General features: G+C 66.5%; 4 protein-coding genes. 2 read left to right on the top strand and 2 right to left on the bottom strand.

The window, feature by feature from the left end; translation table 11 throughout:
- Positions 1-842: amidohydrolase family protein (locus Q0O40_RS15755; RefSeq protein WP_295532088.1), on the bottom strand; the 842-nt coding region annotated here is incomplete at its 3' end.
- 133 nt (positions 843-975) lie between these two features.
- On the opposite strand from Q0O40_RS15755, the gene Q0O40_RS15750 reads away from it, so the two are divergent.
- Entirely contained in the window at positions 976-2,088 is a 1,113-nt protein-coding gene (locus tag Q0O40_RS15750; RefSeq protein ID WP_295532085.1) for a TIGR03364 family FAD-dependent oxidoreductase, read from the top strand.
- A 12-nt stretch (positions 2,089-2,100) separates the two neighbouring features.
- Entirely contained in the window at positions 2,101-2,898 is a 798-nt protein-coding gene (gene phnX, locus Q0O40_RS15745) for a phosphonoacetaldehyde hydrolase (RefSeq protein WP_295532082.1), read from the top strand.
- Between the two features lie 11 nt (positions 2,899-2,909).
- Here the strand turns inward: phnX and Q0O40_RS15740 are convergent, their stop codons facing one another.
- A complete protein-coding gene (locus Q0O40_RS15740) occupies positions 2,910-3,176 on the bottom strand; it encodes a hypothetical protein (RefSeq protein ID WP_295532079.1) in 267 nt (88 codons plus the stop codon).
- Positions 3,177-3,335: the final 159 nt, after the last annotated feature.

Below are 3,335 nucleotides of genomic sequence, written 5' to 3'. Positions count from 1 at the left end.
TCGACCAGCGTGAACGTCACCGGGCGGCCGCTTTCCTGCGAAATGCGGCGCAGCAGATCAAGCTCGGCTTCCGGCTCGCTGCGTTCGCCGCCCAGCGCTTCCAGCTTGCCGACCGTGCCCGCCGAAATCGCCTCGACCACCCCCTTGCCGAGCTTTTTCATGCGCCGCGCGATGGCGAGCAGTTCTGCATCGGGCGCGAAGGTGCCGGGCACCGGCTCGCCCCACAGCGCGCGGTGGCCGATGGTGCGCGAGGTGGAAAAGCCCATTGCCCCGGCGGCGATGGCTTCTTCGACCAGGTCGGCGATCTTTTCCATATCTTCGGCGGTGGCATCTTCGTTGGTCCGCCCGCGATCGCCCATCGCATAATAACGGACCGCACCGTGCGCGATCTGCGCCCCCACATCGATCGCATATTCGCGGCTGGCGATGTAATCCATGTATTGCGGAAAGCTCTCCCAGCGGCCCCATTCGATGCCCTCGGCCAAGGCGGTGCCGGGAATATCCTCGACCCCTTCCATCAGCTCGATCAGGGCGAGTTCGCAACCCGGGCGCACCGGCGCAAAGCCGACCCCGCAATTGCCCATGATCACGGTGGTTGCGCCGTTGTGCGATGAAGGTGCCAGCTCGGTGTCCCAGCTAACCTGACCATCGTAATGGGTGTGAATGTCGATCCAGCCGGGGGTCACGATCATGCCCTCGGCATCGATCTCGCGCTGGCCTTGGGCTGCGATCCTTGCGCCCACTTCGGCGATCAGGCCGCCCGCGATGCCGACATCGCCGACAAACGGCGCGCCGCCCAGCCCATCGACAATTGTTCCGCCCCGGATCACGACATCATGCACGGCCTTGCTCCCGAAATGTGAAGGATGGAGGAGAGTTACCCGCAAACCATGCTGCAAACCATGCACGTTTATGCGAGTGCTGCGCGGCATTGGAACAGGTTAGCCGCGCGCCGCGCGGTAGGGGGAGCATTGGATGCACCGCAATGGCTACGATGTCGCAATAGTCGGGGCCGGGATCGTCGGCCTTGCGCATGCGCTCGCGGCGGCGCGGCGGGGCAAGCGGGTCTTGGTGATCGACCGCGATGCGCAGGCCAATGGCGCTTCGATCCGCAATTTCGGCTTTGTCACCGTCACCGGGCAGGAACGCGGGCTGGTCTGGCAGCGGGCCATGCGCACCAGCCGGATCTGGTCCGATCTCGCTGCCGAGGCCGGTATCGCGGTGGTGCATCGCGGGCTGCTCATGGCCGCGCGCCGCGCCGATGCCTGCGATGTGCTCGATGCCTTCCTCGCAACCGAAATGGGCACCGGCTGCACCCGCCTTTCCGCCGCCGATGTCGCGCATCGCCTGCCCTTCGCTCCCCCGGCCAGCGGCGGGCTGTGGAGCCCACACGACTTGCGCGTCGAATCGCGCGAAGCGATCCCGCAGCTGGCCCAGTGGCTGGAAACACGCTGGCAGGCGGAGTTCCGCCGCGGTCTGCGCGTCACCGAAGTGCGCGAAGGCCGGGTCACAACAACCGGCGGCGCCATCGCGGCGGAGAGCATTATCGTCTGCCCGGGCGATGATTTCAGCGGGCTCTATCCCGATGTCATCGCTGCCCATGCCTTGGTGCGCTGCCAGCTCCAGATGCTGCGCCTCGCCGCGCCGGGTTATCGCCTGCCCGGATCGGTGATGTCCGATCTCAGCCTCGTGCGCTATTTGGGCTATGCCGCGCTGCCGCAAAGCACCGCCGTCGCCGCGCGGCTTCGGGCAGAGCAGCCCGATCATCTGGCGAACGGCATCCACCTGATCGTGGTGCAAAGCGCCGACGGTTCGCTCGTCGTGGGTGACAGCCACCATTATGCCGCCACGCCGCCGCCCTTTGCCAGCGAGGCGGTCGACCGGCTGATCCTCGATGAATTTGCCGCCGTGCTCGGCCCCGCGCCGGCCCTGCGCGAACGCTGGACCGGCACGTATGCCTCGGGCCCCGAACAATGCCTGATCGAAGCGCCAGAGCCCGGCGTGCGCCTGGTCATCGTCACCAGCGGCTCGGGCGCGTCAACCAGCTTTGCCATTGCCGAAGACGTGATGGCCGATCTTTATGGCTAAGGAGGTCTGACCATGGCGCATCGCATCCAGACTATCGTGTTCGATTGGGCGGGAACGATGGTCGATTTCGGCTGCCGCGCGCCGGTGCGCGCCTTGCAGGAGGTGCTGCGTAGGCATGGCGTCGCGGCGAGCGAGGCCGAAGTGCGCGCCGACATGGGCAAGGCCAAGCACGCGCACATCGCCGCGCTTCTCGCTATGCCCGGCCTCGCGGCGCAGTGGCGGGCAAGGCATGGCCGCGCGGCAAGCGGCGCAGACATCGACCGGCTGCACGATGAAGTCGGCCCGCTGATGATCGCGGCGGCGGCCGAGTGCGCGGCCCTCATCCCCGGCGCGCTGGAAACCGTGCGGTGGGCGCGGGCGCGCGGCATCAAGATCGGCTCGAACACCGGCTACACTCGCGCCATGATGGAGGCGATTGTGCCGATCGCGGCGGCGCAGGGCTATGTGCCCGATATGATCGTTTGCTCCGGCGAAACCGCCGAAGGCCGCCCCGCGCCGCTGATGCTGTGGAAGATCATGGCCGAGCTTGGCATCTGGCCGGCCAACGCCTGCGTCAAAGTCGATGATGCGCCCGTCGGCATCGCTGAGGCGCGCAACGCGGGCACTTGGGCGGTGGGCGTCGCCGCCTCGGGCAATGGCGTGGGCCTTGATGCCGCCGCCCTCGCTGCGTTGCCACCGGCGGAACGCGGCTCGCGCATTGGAGAAGCGCGCGCCGCGCTGCTGGACGCCGGCGCGCACATGGTGATCGACAGTGTCGCCGATCTCCCCGCCGCGATCGCTGAGATCGAGGCGGGGGTCGTCATCGCTTAACTCAATGTCGCTTAAATCGATTGATAGTCCTGAATATGGATCACCCAATCGTTCGCCACGAACTGGTTCACCACCCCGCCATTATCGATCAGCCCGCCGTTCGCCGTGCCGAGCCATTCGCTAAGCTGGCCATTGTCGTTGCGCCACGCGATGTCGTCGCGGCCATCGCCGTTGAAATCGCCGGTGCCCTGGATTTTCCATTCCAGCGCCACGAACTGGTTCACCACCCCGCCGTTATCGACGAGCCCGCCGTTCGCGGTGCCGAGCCAATTGCTCAACTGACCGTTATCGTTGCGCCACAGCACATCGCTGAGAGGTGGCCTGATTGGTCTGAACAGCGATCGGCGCCGGATAAGTGGATTGTCCGCCGGGTTACTGTCCTGAATTGCCGATATTGGGCGTCACGCAGGGAGGGCGTAGCCCGACCGGAGAGAGGC

The organism is Novosphingobium sp. Chol11 (assembly GCF_945870625.1).
In the GTDB taxonomy this organism is placed as follows: Bacteria; Pseudomonadota; Alphaproteobacteria; order Sphingomonadales; family Sphingomonadaceae; genus Novosphingobium.
This window is presented reverse-complemented; position numbering and strand designations above follow the sequence as displayed.

Excerpts from the sequence above, each read along its gene's own strand:
- Q0O40_RS15750 (WP_295532085.1), top strand. The coding sequence starts at position 976 with ATGCACCGCAATGGCTACGATGTCGCAATAGTCGGGGCCGGGATCGTC.
- phnX (WP_295532082.1), top strand. The coding sequence starts at position 2,101 with ATGGCGCATCGCATCCAGACTATCGTGTTCGATTGGGCGGGAACGATG.